This is a genomic window from Bremerella alba, assembly GCF_013618625.1.
Taxonomy (GTDB): Bacteria; Planctomycetota; Planctomycetia; order Pirellulales; family Pirellulaceae; genus Bremerella; species Bremerella alba.
The window spans coordinates 360454-374357 of record NZ_JABRWO010000005.1 but is presented as its reverse complement, the minus strand read 5'-3'; the positions used below and the strand labels follow the sequence as shown (position 1 = coordinate 374357).

Sequence of the window (13904 nt, the reverse complement as noted above, 5' to 3'; positions counted from 1 at the left end):
TGCGTTCAAACGACTAGTCGAGCTCTAATTACGCGTTAGAAAGGTATGAAGAGGGCATTATCTTTCCTTGATCGCGTCACGAATGGCTCATGATGGGGGTTTTTGGGCGTAGGCGTCTCAGATTGACGTGCCGTTACGAGTCAGCGGCGAAACGCAATCGTTTGATAGAAGTGGAACGATGGTCGCTCGGCAATCAGGCGGGTTAACGAAAAACCAACCAACAAGCCCATGGGTGTCGGACATTTAGACTTATGGAGAAATTCAGGTTTACAGCACCAGGGAAGACACTTGCCTACCTCATTCCGGTGGCATTTTCTAGAAAAATCCTGGTCATCGATCTTAATTGTTGCCGATATGCTGAATGTTCAGTACCATCGCGGAGGGGCCCGCTAATGGGCTGCATGTTTTAATTCTCTGCTAGTTGACCTTTGCTTAGTACGACCTCGAATGCCCCAGGGAAAATGGATCTGTGCTGTGGTCGTTCGGCGAACGTCACTAGGTGTGGAGTTTTGGCTGAAATCAGACCAAGATCGAGCACGCTGGGGATTTCCCGACTTCTCTTTGGTCGACCACCATGACCCACAGCAGATCGTCCATCACGTCGAAGACCGTTGGCATCTTGCCGTTCGTTCGCTAGCATCTAAGCCATTCGCTACGCTACGTCGCTCGCGAAACGAAGAGCCCGGCATCATCCGTGTTCATGTGTTTCAATATATGGGTAAACACCCCGAAGCTACCGGCCCGATTGACTTTCGCTCGCGGTGGTGCCTTTTGGAAGAAGCCCAGCGACGTATCCGCCGTAAGCCCCTTCAACGGATCGTTCAAGATGTGCACCGAGAATTCAGCAACCAGATTTCTTTGTTTGATCGCCCTTAAGCTGGTTCTCTTCTTTCCGGTTTGGGGGATCGCTCAAGAGCAAACCTTGGCCCAGCTAGATGCGCAGCTGCGGCAAGCTATGGACAAGGAAGATCACAAGCAAGCGGTCACGGTGCTTGACGAAATGATCAAACGGAAGCCTAGCGTGCCGAATCTCTATTACATTCGCGCTACCGAGAACTACAAGGCCGAGAACTTTCGAGCGTCGGTCAACGACTTCGATCAACTCATTAAGCTTCAGCCCAGCCGTAGCGACAGCTTGTGGGAACGCGGCATCTCTTGCTACTACGCCGGCGACTATGCCGATGGGGCCCAGCAATTTCTCGACTACCAAAATTATCACGATCAGGATGTAGAGAACTCGGTCTTTCGATACCTTTGCCTGGCCAAGTCCGAGGGGCTCGCCAAGGCCCGCGAAACGCTCATCCCAATCGAACGCGACCCACGGCCAGGCTTACAAGAGGTGTTAGAGCTTTATCGTGGTAAGGTCACGCCCGAGAAATTGCTCGAGCAAATGGAGCAGACCAACCTCACCGGAGAAGCTGCCGCCGGCTATCGCTTCTACACGCTGCTGTACGTAGGGCTGTACTACGTGGCCGAAGGGAAAGACGACCTGGCTGCCAAGTACCTGAAAATGGCAGCCGATCCGAAGCTGCTGTCTGCAGGATCTTCGCGTATCAGCACCTACATGTGGCAGACGGCCGGGATTGCGCATCGCGACGTCTTGAAACGTCAAAAGAAGCAAGCCACCGAGGAAAAGTAGCTTTTCGCGGTTTACTGCGTTATTCTGGGACACGCACCCAGCGACTCCCCCTCTACAATCATCTACCCCTTCGAGATGCACCCCATGCAACGCGTTCTTCTATTGTTCACGCTGATTCTAATGGCTGCCGTTTCACAAACCGCGTCGGCCCAGCAGCGACCGAACTTCCTGGTCATTCAGTGCGACGACCTCGGCTACGGCGACCTCGAGTGTTACGGTCATCCGACGATCAAAACACCTCACCTCAATAAGCTCGCTTCCGAAGGGGTGCGTTTCACCTCGTGCTATAGTGCCTCGCCTGTTTGTTCGCCATCGCGAGCCGGCCTGGTGACCGGGCAAACGCCTACGCAAGTTGGCATCTACGATTGGATTCCCGGCGGCTCTCCGATGCATGTCAAAGCGAACGAAACGACCGTTGCCAAACTGCTCAAAGAAGCTGGCTACCAGACCGGGCTGTTTGGCAAATGGCACTGCAACGGCATGTTCAATTCGCCCAAGCAGCCGCAGCCGAATGATCTCGGTTTCGACTATTGGTTTGCCACGCAGAACAACGCGTCTCCCACGCATAAGAACCCCAACAACTTCGTCCGAAACGGTAAGAAGGTCGGTCCTACTCAAGATTTTTCATGCCAGGTGGTGGCTGGTGAAGCGGCTCATTGGCTCAAGGAGATCAAAGACGACGGAAAGCCCTTCTTTGCGCTCGTAACGTTTCACGAACCGCACGAGCCAATCGCTTCGCCTGACGACCTGGTCGAGACTTACCCCGACGCCGACAAGAAGGGGGAAGCGTTGTACTACGCCAACGTCACGAACATGGACCGCGCCGTGGGCAGCTTGATGCAGACCCTTGATACGTTGAACCTGGCCGACAACACGCTCGTGCTATTCACCAGCGATAACGGCCCCGAGACGCTCAATCGCTACGGCAGTGCCTGGCGATCGCACGGCTCGCCGGGGCCGCTGCGAGGCATGAAGCTGCACATCTACGACGGCGGAATTCGCGTGCCTGGCATTGCCCGCTTCCCGGGGAAGCTGGAACCAGGAACGGAATCGGACGTGCCGGTCTGCTCGCTCGATCTCTTACCCACGTTCTGCGAACTGGCCGGAGCCGAAATTCCTGCCGACGCCAAGCTCGATGGAACCAGCCTGGTTGGCATGCTGCAAGGCGAGCCCGTCGAGCGAGCCAAGCCGTTGTTCTGGCACTACTATCGCGCGTACCACGATGCCAAGGTCGCGGTCCGCGATGGCGACTGGAAGCTGGTAGCCCTGTGGGACCAAGGCCAAGTGAAGCCAGGGGCCGCTTACCAAAAGGGAGACTACGCGCTGATCCAAGGCGCAAAGTTCAAAGCGTTCGAGCTATACAACCTGACCGAGGACATCGGCGAAACCAAGAACGTCGCGGCCGAGCATCCCGAGATCGCCAGCAAGTTGCAGAAGGGCTTGCTCGACAAGTACGACGAAGCGACGAAGAACGCACCTGACTGGTTCGCGGAAGCGCGGTAGCTTTCAGGCACGCGTGTTTTTCAGCAACCCATGGTGTTAAGGTCAGGCTAGAGGGCGGGCTTAAATCGAACGATGCCCGCCGTTGTTTCCGCCACCGTGACCACCATTGTGGCCGCCACCTTGTCCGGGCCAACCTTGCCCGGGACCGCCCTGGGGTGGTCTACCGGGGCCAGGTCCGCCGGGACCTGGGCCGGGATAAGGCCCGTTCTGGAAGTTCTGGTAGATCGGACCTAAGCCGCCGTATGGCTGTCCCCAAAGCTGATAGGGAACCGAGTACGGACGGAACGGGCGTTCCCATTCGCCATACGGACGTACCGGGCGTCCCCATTCTTCGACGATATGCAATTGATCCATGCTTCCGTCACCATTTTGAATGGTTGAACGGCGATGGTGATAGCCAGACTTCAGGTAGCTGGGGGTCTCGTAAACGTAGGCCGGCTCCGGCTGCGAATACTGCACCGCCCGCTGGCCCGTTTGCGGATCGTGGCTATAGAAACTGGGGGCAAGCAGCCAATCGTTAGCCGTCGCTGGATTGGCGGATACTGCGGTTACGGCCAGGGACAAAATCCCTAGCACAATCACTTTTCGAACAAACATGGCACTGTCGATCATTCACGCGCAGCGACGCGGACTCCATCCACGCACAAGTGCGCACTTCGACGCCGGCCTCAACTGCCGGTAAACAAAAATGAAAAGTGAATCGGGATACTTCTACCCTAGTCAAGGACTTTCAGATTCCAAGGTTTCATTTCGTCGATTTGCGCACGTTCGGTCATATCAAAGTGCAGTGGTGTGAGGGTCAGATACCCTTTTTCCAGCGCCGAGAGATCGGTTTCTTCTTCGCCATGTTCTGGCCGTGGATCGCCGGTAGCCCAGTAATAGTCCCGGTTTCGGGGATCCTTCCGCTTGACGAAGTGCTCGCCGTAACGCATCACACCCATCGGCACAATCTTCAACTCGGCCTCCCCCGGAGGTAGCTTCGTGGCGGGGGTGGGAATGTTCAGGTTGTACAGCCTGGGAGAGTCCGATTTGCGCTCAAGGATCTGGGCGATGACCTGTCGAGCCATTTCCGCCGCCCGATCAAACTGGGCATGCTCGTCCCATTCCAGCGAAACGGCAATGCTGGTGATCCCGAAGAAGGCCCCTTCAATCGCCGCGCCGACGGTCCCGGAATACAGCACGTTGATCCCAGCGTTCAGCCCGCCGTTAATCCCGCTGACAATCAAATCTGGCCGCTCGTCCATCAGTTCGACCACGCCCAACTTCACGCAGTCAGCAGGGCTCCCTTCCACGGCATAACCTCGCCGTCGATCGCCATCGTAGATCTCTTTGCAAACCAGCGGCGTCAGAAACGTAATCGAGTGCCCTACCCCGCTCTGCTCGGTCGCCGGAGCAATCACCGTCACGTCCCCAATGGCCCGCAACGCCTTTTCCATCGCCGCCAAACCAGGAGCGTAAATGCCATCGTCATTCGCCAAAAGAATTTTCATCGTGGTTCCACCTCGGGTTTTTTGTTCATCTTACGGCAATTTGAACCCGGGTAAACGAGGCGCACCAAGGCTTAACGTTGGGTGGCGATTTCAGCACCCTTTACGACAGGCGACCAGTACCGGAAAACATTGCTAACATGCGGGGCCAGAGAGCCCTGGGGTGGATGCTTATTTCCGTTGCCTACGGAACTGCCTCTTTCGTAGTCAGCGGGGACATTTTTCTCCGTTGAACAGCGCACTCCGTTGCTAATGCCGTCGCAGGGCCGCTTTCTACAGCGTCCTGAAGTTGGGGAATAAAGCCAAGTCCGATCGCGTCGGCCCAAGCGGTGACCAAAACATCCGGCGGAGATCTGCTCGTAACGCTCGCTAGGGGCTGCTACGTTAGAAGGTCGGCTAGCGGGGTTGAACTGATTGTGCTGTTTTCTACAGAGCCGCCCCGTCCCCTCTTCTTCCCGCGAAAGACAAGACTTCCGTTCGCTCTGCAGCGTCCTAGGCTGATCCGATGGGGCATCCACTGATCGGTCGCCGCTGGCAGGGCAGATCGGCCGGCACACCGGCACTTTCTTTGGCATCCGACGAGATTTTCGGCCCAGCCCAGGCGGACGTTGGCCTGCGCGCTGGGTCGCCGGCGGCGGAGACGCTTCGCGTGCTTCAGCTTCGTCCAGCGCGCTCAGTTCCTGCTGCAAGCGGTCGATCTGGCGCTGCTTCTGACGCAGCTCTGCCTGCATGCTCTGATAGACATGCAGGATGCGGTCGGCAAGCGGCGTTGCCGGACCTTCACAGGCATCGGCAGGGCTGTTCTGACTTGGTGTTTCGATGGGGGTAGACATAGCAATACTTCTTTCGGTGAAAGGGAACAGGCGTGCCGCGATTAGGGCACGCGTTTAGGTCAAATAGTTCGATCGGTAGCCCAACTTAGAAGGGTTCCGGCGTCGAATACCCAAGAAGATTTGGGCGTCGCAATTGGGTCCCTGAACGTGAAGAAATACACACGGGACCGAGCAGAAAATAAAGAAGCCGGAGAAGTGACCCCGGCGATGAATTTAGGTATACCAGCCTGGTGTGCGCTTTTGCTAGAGCGCCAGCAAGTTTTTTTAGCCGAAAGGCTCGAACCACGATCCCAGACAACACCTAAGCCCGCTTGGGCGTTTGGGTTGCAGAGCTAACAAAAACCCGCGATTTTTTTTGGGGCCACCCAGCCGCGGGACGATGTCGTGGAAGTGCTAAGTTCTCAACCGGCTTAGCCAGCTAAGATTATGATGCAGTAGCCGAATGGAGATAACAGTCTAAAACGTAACATAACCGAGAAAAGAGACCTGCCCCCGTTCCTGTCTCTGTGAACGAATCACTTAGCGAGAAAGAACTCGGCGCCCTCCGCCAATGCGTCAGCCGCGGCCGACCCTATGGCAATCAAGAATGGACACAAGCCGAGGCCCAGCGTTCCGGCTTGAGTTACACCCTCCGCCCCCGCGGGCGGCCGCGTAAGAGTAGTTAGAGACAAGACCCCCGTCCCCTTTTCTCCCTCAATGCTCGGGGGCAGGGACAATTTGCTGGCGCGTTTTTAGTTTCCTCAATGATTGGAATATAGGACAGGGTGCAATAGCGACACCTAAAGCAGGTAACACATGACTTCTAATAAAATACCACCAGCCCCAATGCCACAGAAATATAGTGCGGAACTGGTCCGCAGTGACGGAATAACATTGCGCATAATAATTGATGAACCACTCCGACGAACAGAAACACATGCTCATGGCAATATCACTATTTCAATAGTACGCCCAGACAAAGGGATCATGTATAGTGTATTGCCTCAGCAGTCGAAATACATGTCAATGCCATTAAGCCCCGAAAGCTTAAGCGCCATGACCGATTCTAACCCCACAGATGAACTGTGGACGTTTGAGTGTAACGATACAATCAATGGAATTACGGTAAGTAAGTATGCGGTATTTGCGCGTGATGTTGTAGACCCCACAGGATATGTGCATGTCGATACGACGACTGGTCTAAGGCTGAAGAAGGTTACACTAAACTCTCTAGGGGATGAAGTCCTAACCGTGAAGGCTGTCAATGTAAGTTACGAAGTTCCCCCGCGTGATTGTTTTGAACCTCCAGCGGACTACCGTGAAGTTAAAATGTAGTTATTCACACGTTTACCTGATATTGACTGAGTCAGCAATGATCTCGGGGGGGAAGAAAAGGGGACGGGGGTCTTTAGTATGCCTTGGGGGTATGATACACTATTCGGTAATAGTCCACGATCCCATTTGCTGCTCGGTGAAGTGCCATGCCTCGACAAAAGCGTGCCGATGAGGGAGGTTCGATCTATCATGCCCTGAATCGTGGGAATGCTCGGCAAGCCCTCTTTCGCAAAGAGGAAGACTATGAAGCATTTCTTCGCACTGACGTTGATGCCCAATCATTGGCATTTGATTCTTCGTCCCAAGCAAGACGGCCTGATGGGGCGGATGCTCCGCTGGGTCACGGCCACGCACACGCAGCGTTACCACGCTCATTGGCGTTGGACGAACAAAGCCGATCGGGAGCCCCGGCTGCTTTCTCCCTGGCCAATTGCTCGAACGCCCAACTGGCTCCAACGTGTGAACGAATCACTTCGCGAGAAAGAACTCGGCGCCCTCCGCCAATGCGTCAGCCGCGGCCGACCCTATGGCAATCAAGAATGGACACAAGCCGAGGCCCAGCGTTCCGGCTTGAGTTACACCCTCCGCCCCCGCGGGCGGCCGCGTAAGAGCAGTTAGAGAAAAGACCCCCGTCCCCTTTGGTCTCTCGTCCCCTTTGGTCTCTCAATCTCGTCATCTGTGAAAGCGGCCAAGCAAATCCTCGGTCTTAATCATTTGTGCACAGAGCGTCACCAATCACCCGGCGGCGACGGGAAATTGTCCATTTGAAAACGCCCGACTTCGCCGCTCGGGTGCATTGGATGGTTCTGCCAAGTCATGATTCGTCCACGACACGAGCAATGGCATCAAGCGTCATTGAATCGTATTGCCCGGCCTTTGGATTGCGTTGGCGTTTGATTGCTACGCGAATGAATGGTTTTGCATCGTTGTCGATCTTCCCCTCGTCCATCAATTGTCCAAGGCCAGTTGCGATGATTGTCGTGTCCAATGTGAAGATGTCGAAGTGGTCGCTGAGAAACGCGTCGTCAGGATTAGCCAAGTCAGTCTCGACCTGCGCATTCGATGCTAGCGTTTCGTTGTAATTATTGAGATTGCCATCGAGAATCCAATTGAAGCAAGTGGTTAGAGGGGCATCCGGATTCTCGGATCGCCAATTTCGCCATTCGTAGTAGGCATCGCTGCCTTCGTCGCTCCCAAACGGCGCACCCTCGTCGACGCAGTCCCAGAACAACGGCTCGCGCATCAGTTCCCGTGCGCGAGGATGCGCGGTTTCAGGTTCGTTGAAGGGGTCGTGTTCAGTCATGGGATTCAGTGGCAGAACGTTGAAATTCACTGGCCGGCGGGAGTTGATCATCCACTTTGAAACGCCTGCCACCGCCGCTCCAGTGCAATTTTCTGGTTATCCGTCGGTTGGATGTGGCGGCGAATGATCGATGAGTGCAATCCACTAGTTTATCCGACCAGCAACAGGCCGAGCAAGCATCAACTGCAAACAATTAGTTGTGGTCAAGTTAGAAATGGTAAAACTTCAGCAAGTCGGCCGCGCAGCTTGTCCGTGGCGTCTAGTGCTTGATCACGAACAGCTTGAGATGCCGGAGGACCAGTGCGAATAATGCGATGAAGTTCGTTTGATGTTGAAGAGAGCAATTCGTGCATGTCAGTGTCTGCCATGGCAGACGCAGTTGCGAAAAGTATCGTGTAAACGTCAACGGCAGTCGATTCGTTGTCAAACAGCCGATCCAGCGAGTCCAACGCGTTCTCGAGCAGCTTCATGTGCTGAGGAGAATACGGCAAGTTGCTGTGACGTGGTTTGCGCCTTACCATCACACCTGCCTTCTAGTCGGGTAACTAGTGTTTATTCAGAACCTTTCCGAATAACGTGCGCACGTTATTCGGAATCCAGGCTGTCGAAATCAGCCGGGCTGAGGACGCCGCGGCCTCCCTGGTTCAAGACATGAGTATAAATCGTCGTCGTCCTAACGCCACTGTGACCAAGGAGTTTTTGTACCGTGCGGATGTCATAGCCCGCCTCGATCAGATGGGTTGCCAGCGAGTGACGCAGTGGATGAGCCGTCACGCGTTTCGGACGGAAACGGAGGCAGGTCTTTTTTGCTTGAAGAGGAAGAAAGGACGAGGGTCTTTCCGGCTTCCAATGAACCGTCCGCGCACGCTATCTAAAAGTACTCTCAGTTTGGTAGGCTCACTCGAGCAGTATCAACCTAATCTTCCGCAATCCGCCATGGTGCCGTAGCCGATTCGCGTACTAGGCGTGTGCCGACGGGGACATTCATCCAGGGGCGAAGTGTTGGTTCTCGTTTCAGGACGTTGCTCAGGGCCCAAACCTGGGCGTATTCGATTGCTTCGTCTTGGCCGGTATCGCATAGAAACTGCCAGCTGGTGTCTTCCTCGGAATCGGGGTCGTCAGGGTCACCGAGCAAAGCACATAGGATGGGCAGCCCCTCGTGGGCGACGTGCCCGCAGACGATGACTGCGGTATTGAGGGCGTGTGGTGGTTTCATCGATCGTGGCTCCTGAGTCGGTAGACGGTTCGATGGTCGCTGCCTAACAGTGTACCCGCAGGCCCACCCGATCGGGGAGATGATGCCCAACGTTTGGCCTCCGTTCACCTCTTCTGAAAGCTGAATACTTCAAACTTGCCAACTAAGTGGAAGGTTTCCCGCGAGTTCACCCAAACGGACTACGGCACGGTTGGACGCCTGCCTAAGTCGCGATATAATCGCTCGTTTCCATGTCCCGCCCCATAGTTCGGCGGGATTTTTCATTTCCTGGTCGGGCCGACTGAGCTCGACGTTCACGGACGGAAACCATGCCTGATACCGCCTCCGTCAGTTCCTCTGGGATCCAAGACATCTACTCGGAACGCGTGCTGGTTCTCGACTTCGGTTCGCAGTACGCCCAGTTGATCGCGCGACGCGTGCGAGAACAGCACGTCTACTGTGAAATTGTGCGGCACGATATTACGGCCGAGCGGATCCAAGAGCTGGCCCCCAAGGGAATTATCCTTTCCGGCGGGCCTTCCAGCGTGTACGAGCCGGACGCACCCAAGTGCGACCCAGGCATTTTCGATCTGAACATCCCGATCCTCGGCATCTGCTACGGCATGCAGCTGATGTGTGAACGCTTTGGTGGCAACGTGCGTAACGCCTCGGCCCGCGAATATGGCCACGCTCATATCAAGATAGACGACGGCAAAGACCTACTGGCCGGTCTGCCAGACGAGACCGACGTGTGGATGAGCCACGGCGATCAGGTCGAGCAGATCAGCGGTTTGTTCCGCCCATTGGCTTCTACTCGTACGTGCCCCGTGGCCGCGATGCGTCACGTCGAGCTCAAGCAGTACGGTATTCAATTCCACCCGGAAGTTACGCATACACCGCTGGGTAGCCAGATTCTGCGGAACTTCGTGATCACCATCTGCGGCTGCGAAGGAACTTGGAAACTGGGTGATTTCGCTCGCGAAACGATTGCCAAGATTCGCGAAGAAGTGGGCGATTCCCGTGTGATTTGCGGCTTGTCGGGCGGGGTCGACTCTTCGGTGGTGGCCGCCCTGCTCTACCGAGCCATTGGCGATCAACTGTCGTGTATCCTCGTCGACAACGGGCTGCTGCGGAAAGACGAAGAAGCGGCGGTTATCTCCGAGTTTTCCTCGCACTTCAAAACCGATCTGCATGTGGTCAACGCCAAGGAACGCTTCCTCACGAAGCTGGCCGGTGTGTCTGATCCTCAGGAAAAACGCCGCCGAATCGGCTTCGAATTCATCGAGTGCTTCAAGGAAGAAGCGACCAAGATCGAGGACGCCAAGTTCCTTGCTCAAGGGACGTTGTACCCTGACGTTATCGAAAGTGGTGCGGCACAAGACGGCCCGGCTGCGGTGATCAAGCTGCATCACAACGTAGGCGGGCTGCCCGAGGAATTGGGTTTCGACCTGATCGAACCGCTGCGAGATTTGTTCAAAGACGAAGTTCGCCGGTTGGGTATCGAACTGGGCCTGCCAGAAGATATCGTCTGGCGGCATCCTTTCCCCGGCCCTGGCTTGGCCGTACGCTGTTTAGGAGAGGTAACCGAAGATAAGTTGGCTGTCTTGCGTGAAGCAGACGCCATCGTGGTTAACGAGATCAAGTCAGCGAACCTATATCGGCAGACCTCGCAGTGCTTCGCCGTGTTGCTGCCGGTTCAAAGCGTGGGCGTCATGGGCGATGCCCGAACCTACGATAACGCCGTGTGCGTCCGCTGCGTCGATACTGACGACTTCATGACGGCGACCTGGAGCGACCTCCCCTACGAGGTCCTGGCGCGGATCTCGACGCGAATTATCAACGAGGTCAAAGGGGTGAACCGGGTGTGCTACGACATCAGCACCAAGCCCCCAGCCACTATCGAGTGGGAATAATCGCCCCAGTTTGCCTCAGACAAGAAATAAAAAAAGCGTGGCTAGGGGGACTAGCCACGCTGTAGATTGGGAAGGCGCGAAACAAATTCAGTTTTTGGCGGGGCGAGGATTGGGATGTATAGTCCTCGAAACCGAACTTATTCGTACCGACAAGATATGAGATTAGTGAGCGTTGGAGTGTGCTTCCAACACTTCGGATGGTACCAGAGAATGGTGAGCTTGCAAGCGTCAAAAACGAGCTGATGGCAGATTATTTTCCGGCGGAAAACGGTTTGCGGTAGTTTATTTTACGTACGCCCACACACGAAATTAACAGTACAGTAAAGCGCAAGGACTAGAACTTTTCCCCTAAAACGGGATTTAGCGATTTCAATGAGCAAGAAACATATCTACCAGATGGAACGGCTGTCCAAGAAAATTGGTCCGCGCGAAATATTAAAGGAAGTCTGGCTAGCATTCTATCCAGGTGCAAAAATTGGCGTTCTCGGCCGAAATGGAGCCGGTAAAAGTACCCTGCTCAAGATCATGGCAGGGATCGACAAGGAATTTGATGGAGAAGCCCATCTTAGCGATGGCTTTACGGCCGGTTATCTACCTCAAGAGCCGCACCTCAATCCTGAAAAGAATGTTTACGAGAACGTCGAAGAAGCCGTCGCCGAGCGCCGCGGGTTTCTGACTCGCTTCAACGAGATCACCGGTAAGCTGGGCGAAGATCTGCCGGAAGAGGAAATGAACGCCCTCTATGAAGAGATGGCGACGCTGCAAGACAAGATCGAAGCGACCAACAGTTGGGAACTCGATCGTGAAGTCGAAATCGCGATGACTGCGATGAACCTGCCGGACCCGGAATCAGGCGTCACCAATTTGTCGGGTGGTGAAATTCGTCGCGTCGCGCTGTGTCAGTTGCTGCTTCGCAAGCCGGACTTGCTTCTGCTGGACGAACCGACGAACCACTTGGACGCCGAATCGATTTTGTGGCTGGAACATCATCTGGCCGCATACCACGGTACGATCGTCGCTGTGACCCATGATCGTTATTTCCTTGATAACGTGGCCGGCTGGATTCTGGAACTCGACCGCGGCAAAGGAATCCCGTTCGAGGGGAACTACTCGTCATGGTTGGAACAGAAGCAAAAGCGTCTGGCCATCGAAGAAAAGCAAAGCGAAGCCCGACAGAAGACGCTGCAGAAAGAGTTGGAGTGGATCCGCTCTTCCGCCAAGGCAAAGCAGTCCAAGGGTAAGGCCCGTATCAACGCCTACGAGAAACTGGTCGACGAGCAGTACGAAGACCAACCGGACGAATTTGAAATCCAAATTCCCTCCGGCAAGCGGTTGGGCGACCAGGTCATCGACGTCAATAACGTCAACAAAGGCTTTGGCGAAAAGCTGTTGGTCGAGAATCTCAACTTCCGCCTGCCACCCGGGGGTATCGTTGGGATCATCGGTCCCAACGGTGCCGGTAAGACCACCCTGTTCCGCATGCTGACCGGTCAAGATACGCCCGATTCAGGCGAAATTGTGATCGGCGATACGGTTGAACTGGGGTACGTCGACCAGTCGCGCGATGCCTTGGATCCGGATAAAACGGTTTTCCAAGAGATCAGCGGCGGTCACGATACGATCGAGTTAGGCAAACGCACGATCCACGCTCGTTCGTATGTCTCTCGTTTCAATTTCAAAGGCCCCGATCAGGAAAAGAAGGTCGGCGTGCTGTCAGGCGGTGAACGAAACCGCGTTCACTTGGCAACCCTGCTGCGGCGCGGCTCGAACGTGCTGCTGTTGGACGAACCGACCAACGATCTCGACGTCGACACGCTGCGTGCTTTGGAAGAAGCCATTTTGAACTACGCCGGGTGCGTGGTGGTTACGAGCCACGATCGCTGGTTTTTGGATCGTATTGCTACCCATATCCTGGCCTTTGAAGGAGATGGCTACGTTCACTGGTGCGAAGGGAACTTCGATACCTACGAACGTCAGCGTAAAGAACGTATGGGCGGCAACGCAGACGAGCCTCATCGTTTCAAATACAAGAAGCTGAAACGCTAACGGTCCTTGACCAATTGGCAAAAAACGTTTTTAACTAACTCAATGATTCACGAACCTGACATGCGTTCAGGACTTAGCAGTTTCTAGGAGGTTTTTTACCGTGTCTATCATTCGCTTGGGTTCCACCGAAAAGTACGCTTCCGGTTGGGAATCGGCCTTCGGCAAGAGCCCTGCCAAAAAGAAGTCCACCAAAAAGTCGACGAGCAAAGCCGCTGCCAAAGCGAGCGGCAAGAAAGCAAGCGCTGCCGCACCGAAGAAAAAGGCCGCCAAAAAGAAGACTGCCAAGAAGTAGGCCGTATTGCGGCAGGTGGAATGATTCGGGAAAAACCCTGGTCTTAAAAACAAAGGACCTGGCCGTCGGCGGCCAGGTCCTTTGTTGATATAGAGTGTTAGATTGGGGTGTGAATTTAGGTTACGACCAGTTCTCGGAATCGGAACCACCGGCATCCAGGTCATCCCCGGTGTGCCACTTTTCGAGAACCTTCAGGACTTCGTCGCGTTCATCGCGATTGGTCCACAGTGATTCGCCTTGTTCCAGGCGAACTTCGTACCGGCCTTCATACAGGCAATCGGACTCGCCACAAAAGTGTGGTACATCCGAAATCCATAAGATGCGATAGATCGGTACGTGTTTGTCGTCGATGATGCAAAAAAGCGAACTCATGGGCGAC

16 protein-coding genes are annotated in these 13904 nt (G+C 55.0%); 8 read left to right on the top strand and 8 right to left on the bottom strand.

Annotated features, from left to right (window positions below; all coding sequences use genetic code 11):
• The first annotated feature begins 447 nt into the window (after nt 1-447).
• The 3 genes from HOV93_RS10980 (at nt 448) to HOV93_RS10970 (ending at nt 3142) form a co-directional block, all read left to right on the top strand.
• Complete coding sequence (locus HOV93_RS10980; RefSeq protein ID WP_207396541.1) at nt 448-876, top strand: hypothetical protein; 429 nt, start codon at nt 448-450, stop codon at nt 874-876.
• Nucleotides 863-1639 carry a tetratricopeptide repeat protein gene (locus HOV93_RS10975; RefSeq protein WP_207396540.1) on the top strand — a complete coding sequence of 259 codons (777 nt, stop codon included), beginning with the start codon at nt 863-865 and terminating at the stop codon, nt 1637-1639. Before HOV93_RS10980 ends, HOV93_RS10975 begins: the two co-directional genes overlap by 14 nt.
• 84 nt (nt 1640-1723) lie before the next feature.
• On the top strand, nt 1724-3142 hold the full coding sequence (locus tag HOV93_RS10970) for a sulfatase-like hydrolase/transferase (RefSeq protein WP_207396539.1): 1419 nt from the start codon (nt 1724-1726) through the stop codon (nt 3140-3142).
• A 60-nt stretch (nt 3143-3202) separates the two neighbouring features.
• Here the strand turns inward: HOV93_RS10970 and HOV93_RS10965 are convergent, their stop codons facing one another.
• The 3 genes from HOV93_RS10965 to HOV93_RS10955 form a co-directional block, all read right to left on the bottom strand.
• Entirely contained in the window at nt 3203-3739 is a 537-nt protein-coding gene (locus tag HOV93_RS10965) for a hypothetical protein (protein WP_207396538.1), read from the bottom strand.
• Nucleotides 3740-3858: 119 nt separating this feature from the next.
• Entirely contained in the window at nt 3859-4632 is a 774-nt protein-coding gene (gene surE / locus HOV93_RS10960) for a 5'/3'-nucleotidase SurE (protein ID WP_207396537.1), read from the bottom strand.
• A 71-nt stretch (nt 4633-4703) separates the two neighbouring features.
• Entirely contained in the window at nt 4704-5462 is a 759-nt protein-coding gene (locus HOV93_RS10955) for a hypothetical protein (protein WP_207396536.1), read from the bottom strand.
• A 795-nt stretch (nt 5463-6257) separates the two neighbouring features.
• Here HOV93_RS10955 and HOV93_RS10950 point away from each other — a divergent pair.
• Both HOV93_RS10950 and HOV93_RS10945 read left to right on the top strand, forming a co-directional pair.
• Nucleotides 6258-6776 carry a hypothetical protein gene (locus HOV93_RS10950; protein WP_207396535.1) on the top strand — a complete coding sequence of 173 codons (519 nt, stop codon included), beginning with the start codon at nt 6258-6260 and terminating at the stop codon, nt 6774-6776.
• Nucleotides 6777-7019: 243 nt separating this feature from the next.
• The gene (locus HOV93_RS10945) at nt 7020-7394 is read left to right on the top strand and encodes a hypothetical protein (protein WP_315853386.1); all 375 of its coding nucleotides are present in this window, start codon (nt 7020-7022) and stop codon (nt 7392-7394) included.
• Between the two features lie 196 nt (nt 7395-7590).
• On the opposite strand, the gene HOV93_RS10940 is transcribed toward HOV93_RS10945, so the two are convergent.
• The 4 genes from HOV93_RS10940 to HOV93_RS10925 form a co-directional block, all read right to left on the bottom strand.
• On the bottom strand, nt 7591-8079 hold the full coding sequence (locus HOV93_RS10940; RefSeq protein WP_207396534.1) for a molybdate metabolism regulator: 489 nt from the start codon (nt 8077-8079) through the stop codon (nt 7591-7593).
• Between the two features lie 203 nt (nt 8080-8282).
• Nucleotides 8283-8600: a hypothetical protein gene (locus HOV93_RS10935; RefSeq protein WP_207396533.1), complete on the bottom strand. Its 318-nt coding sequence runs from the start codon at nt 8598-8600 to the stop codon at nt 8283-8285.
• A gap of 64 nt (nt 8601-8664) precedes the next feature.
• Nucleotides 8665-8853: a tyrosine-type recombinase/integrase gene (locus tag HOV93_RS10930; RefSeq protein WP_207396532.1), complete on the bottom strand. Its 189-nt coding sequence runs from the start codon at nt 8851-8853 to the stop codon at nt 8665-8667.
• 142 nt (nt 8854-8995) lie between these two features.
• The gene (locus HOV93_RS10925; RefSeq protein WP_207396531.1) at nt 8996-9295 is read right to left on the bottom strand and encodes a DUF2185 domain-containing protein; all 300 of its coding nucleotides are present in this window, start codon (nt 9293-9295) and stop codon (nt 8996-8998) included.
• A gap of 308 nt (nt 9296-9603) precedes the next feature.
• On the opposite strand from HOV93_RS10925, the gene guaA reads away from it, so the two are divergent.
• From guaA to HOV93_RS10910, 3 genes are all read left to right on the top strand, one after another.
• Nucleotides 9604-11187: a glutamine-hydrolyzing GMP synthase gene (gene guaA, locus HOV93_RS10920; RefSeq protein WP_207396530.1), complete on the top strand. Its 1584-nt coding sequence runs from the start codon at nt 9604-9606 to the stop codon at nt 11185-11187.
• A 372-nt stretch (nt 11188-11559) separates the two neighbouring features.
• Nucleotides 11560-13233, top strand: a complete 1674-nt coding sequence (ettA, locus tag HOV93_RS10915; protein ID WP_207396529.1) for an energy-dependent translational throttle protein EttA — start codon at nt 11560-11562, stop codon at nt 13231-13233.
• Nucleotides 13234-13333: 100 nt separating this feature from the next.
• Nucleotides 13334-13525, top strand: a complete 192-nt coding sequence (locus HOV93_RS10910; protein ID WP_207396528.1) for a hypothetical protein — start codon at nt 13334-13336, stop codon at nt 13523-13525.
• Nucleotides 13526-13645: 120 nt separating this feature from the next.
• Here HOV93_RS10910 and HOV93_RS10905 read toward each other — a convergent pair whose 3' ends face one another.
• The gene (locus HOV93_RS10905) at nt 13646-13897 is read right to left on the bottom strand and encodes a hypothetical protein (RefSeq protein WP_207396527.1); all 252 of its coding nucleotides are present in this window, start codon (nt 13895-13897) and stop codon (nt 13646-13648) included.
• Nucleotides 13898-13904: the final 7 nt, after the last annotated feature.

Excerpts from the sequence above, each read along its gene's own strand:
- HOV93_RS10980 (WP_207396541.1), top strand. The coding sequence starts at position 448 with ATGCCCCAGGGAAAATGGATCTGTGCTGTGGTCGTTCGGCGAACGTCA.
- HOV93_RS10970 (WP_207396539.1), top strand. The coding sequence starts at position 1,724 with ATGCAACGCGTTCTTCTATTGTTCACGCTGATTCTAATGGCTGCCGTT.
- HOV93_RS10965 (WP_207396538.1), bottom strand. The coding sequence starts at position 3,739 with ATGTTTGTTCGAAAAGTGATTGTGCTAGGGATTTTGTCCCTGGCCGTA.
- surE (WP_207396537.1), bottom strand. The coding sequence starts at position 4,632 with ATGAAAATTCTTTTGGCGAATGACGATGGCATTTACGCTCCTGGTTTG.
- HOV93_RS10955 (WP_207396536.1), bottom strand. The coding sequence starts at position 5,462 with ATGTCTACCCCCATCGAAACACCAAGTCAGAACAGCCCTGCCGATGCC.
- HOV93_RS10950 (WP_207396535.1), top strand. The coding sequence starts at position 6,258 with ATGACTTCTAATAAAATACCACCAGCCCCAATGCCACAGAAATATAGT.
- HOV93_RS10945 (WP_315853386.1), top strand. The coding sequence starts at position 7,020 with ATGAAGCATTTCTTCGCACTGACGTTGATGCCCAATCATTGGCATTTG.
- HOV93_RS10940 (WP_207396534.1), bottom strand. The coding sequence starts at position 8,079 with ATGACTGAACACGACCCCTTCAACGAACCTGAAACCGCGCATCCTCGC.
- HOV93_RS10935 (WP_207396533.1), bottom strand. The coding sequence starts at position 8,600 with ATGGTAAGGCGCAAACCACGTCACAGCAACTTGCCGTATTCTCCTCAG.
- HOV93_RS10925 (WP_207396531.1), bottom strand. The coding sequence starts at position 9,295 with ATGAAACCACCACACGCCCTCAATACCGCAGTCATCGTCTGCGGGCAC.
- guaA (WP_207396530.1), top strand. The coding sequence starts at position 9,604 with ATGCCTGATACCGCCTCCGTCAGTTCCTCTGGGATCCAAGACATCTAC.
- ettA (WP_207396529.1), top strand. The coding sequence starts at position 11,560 with ATGAGCAAGAAACATATCTACCAGATGGAACGGCTGTCCAAGAAAATT.
- HOV93_RS10905 (WP_207396527.1), bottom strand. The coding sequence starts at position 13,897 with ATGAGTTCGCTTTTTTGCATCATCGACGACAAACACGTACCGATCTAT.